The following is a 2,278-nucleotide window of genomic DNA, read 5'->3' on the forward strand; positions in this document are numbered from 1 at the left end:
AGTTGGAGATTCTTTACTCATTTGACTTTCTAATGAACTTATATCGCTACTTGAAGTATTATCATTAATAGTACCAGTATTAGAATTTGGACTTTGAGTATCATCTATATTTCCATTTGATATATCTAGAAATCATGCTTATTATTACACTTGCTCCTCTTTTTACAACAGCTACATCACTTGTAAAATCCATTTTGGGATAAAGTAAATTAATAAATATCCCAAGTGTAGCAATAAATATTGAAATTAATATGATTGTAAGTATTACTAAAGTTGTGAATTTCATACCAAACCCTAATCTAAATGATAAAACCAGAAAACAAATTATAGATATAGGTATAGTTAAAATAATATTTAATAAAATCTTACTTTTAAAAATGTCCATCTCTTTAATTGGGGAAGATTTTAAAATCCATAAGTTTTTCCCCTCTAAAGAAATTGAAACACAAGCTGTATTTGTCATTATTATGCAAAATAATGTTATGCCTATTATTTGAATTGCTATCATTTCTTTTACTACAGCTATTTCTAATATTTGAGCAATTTTATCATATCCTATCACAAGTATTGCTACAGTAAATAAAAATAATATTATCATTCCTACAAAAGTATTCATTACATATATTGTTGATGAAAAATATCTTTTAACTTCTTTTTTTAATAAAGCTATTACAGGCTTTGATGATTTTAACTCTTTAAATTTATAGTTATTGCTTTTGTAAGTTTCACTTAATTTACTGTTTATTTTATTAAAATTGTTTGCAAATAAATATACAAATAAAGCTGTTGGGACTATAGAAATAAGTACAAATATCACTAATGATATTATACTATTATTTTTTAGTGCATCTACAAAATAATATGCTGGCATATATAACTTTTGTGTTGCCTCAATAATAGAGCTACTATTTTGAATAATACTCATCATTACATTTTGTAAATTAAATGATAAAATCACAACTATTGCAACTAATGATAAATTTAATACTATTGATATTAAATTATTTTTCTTACTTCTTGATGAAATATTAGTTATTATAAATGCTATAATTGATGATATTATTGTCGGTATTAGTGGTGATGTTAAAATTAATATTATTAAAAATGGAAAGTATAATGCCCCAGTATTGACTTTTATGAAATATACAATTCCAGGTATAAGCAAACAAGGTAGTGCAAATAAATAGTTATTAAAGATTAGCATTATAATTTTACTACTTAATATGCTCGATTGCTTTATGGGCAAGCTTGTTAACATCTCATAATCTTTACTTTGGAAAAGATATGAAGATGCTTTATAAATTGAAGTAAAAAATGTTGCCATAGTACACCCTATAATCCCCAAAATAAGAAGTAGTTCCATCTGATTTATTTTCACTAAGAAATCTGATAAATAAAAACATGCCACAAAACCATAAGCACTCAACATTACTATAGTAAATGTTATTAGTAAAACCATGCCTATTGCTTTTATTTTGTCACTTTTGTCAGCATATTTTAATTTATTAATTCCACTTTCATTTTTCAAAGTATTTTTCATTAATAGTGCTAAATTACTCATGATCTATCATCTCCATAAATATATTTTCAAGGGATTTATCACCTTTTACCTTTTCAGTTTCTCCACAAGCTACTAATTTCCCACCATTAATTATGGCAATTTTGTCGCATATTTTTTCAGCAACGTCCAATACATGAGTTGAGAAAAATATACATCCACCCTTATTACAAAAATCTCTCATTATTTCTTTCAATGTAAAAGCTGCCTTTGGATCTAAACCTACAAATGGTTCATCTAATATTAATATTTTAGGACTGTGTATTAATGCAGAAATAATAGCAAGCTTTTGCTTCATACCATGAGAATAAGAAGATATTAAATCACCTAATGATTTATTTATTTCAAATTCTTCTGAGTAATATTTTATTTTTTCTTCTCTTTCTGATTTATCTATTCTAAACACATCTGCTATAAAATTAAGATAGTCTATTCCAGTTAAAGCTTCATATAAATCTGGATTGTCAGGAATATATGCTATATCCTTTTTACATTCTGTTGGATGCTCTTTTATAGATTTTGAATTTATTAATATATCTCCTTCCTCAAAGTCATGTATACCTACTATTGACTTTATTGTAGTAGTTTTACCAGCTCCATTATGACCTATAAAACCAAAGATTTCTCCTTTTTTAACTTCCATAGATATACTATCTATAGCCTTTTTATTTTTGTATGACTTAGACAAATTTATTATTTTTAACATTTTATCTCCCTCTT

Annotated in this window: 2 protein-coding genes; both read right to left on the reverse strand. The window is 25.5% G+C overall.

Annotated features, from left to right (window positions below):
- Positions 1–100: 100 nt before the first annotated feature.
- Positions 101–1,561, reverse strand: a complete 1,461-nt coding sequence (locus NSA58_RS19150; RefSeq protein WP_257560863.1) for a putative ABC transporter permease subunit — start codon at positions 1,559–1,561, stop codon at positions 101–103.
- Positions 1,554–2,264: an ABC transporter ATP-binding protein gene (locus tag NSA58_RS19155; RefSeq protein ID WP_074429505.1), complete on the reverse strand. Its 711-nt coding sequence runs from the start codon at positions 2,262–2,264 to the stop codon at positions 1,554–1,556. The genes NSA58_RS19150 and NSA58_RS19155 overlap by 8 nt, the downstream gene beginning before the upstream one ends.
- Positions 2,265–2,278: the final 14 nt, after the last annotated feature.

It is taken from the genome of Terrisporobacter muris, assembly GCF_024621905.1.
In the GTDB taxonomy this organism is placed as follows: Bacteria; Bacillota; Clostridia; order Peptostreptococcales; family Peptostreptococcaceae; genus Terrisporobacter; species Terrisporobacter muris.

Bases quoted from the DNA above. Each gene is read 5' to 3' on its own strand.
- NSA58_RS19150 (WP_257560863.1), bottom strand. From the start codon at position 1,561: ATGAGTAATTTAGCACTATTAATGAAAAATACTTTGAAAAATGAAAGT.
- NSA58_RS19155 (WP_074429505.1), bottom strand. From the start codon at position 2,264: ATGTTAAAAATAATAAATTTGTCTAAGTCATACAAAAATAAAAAGGCT.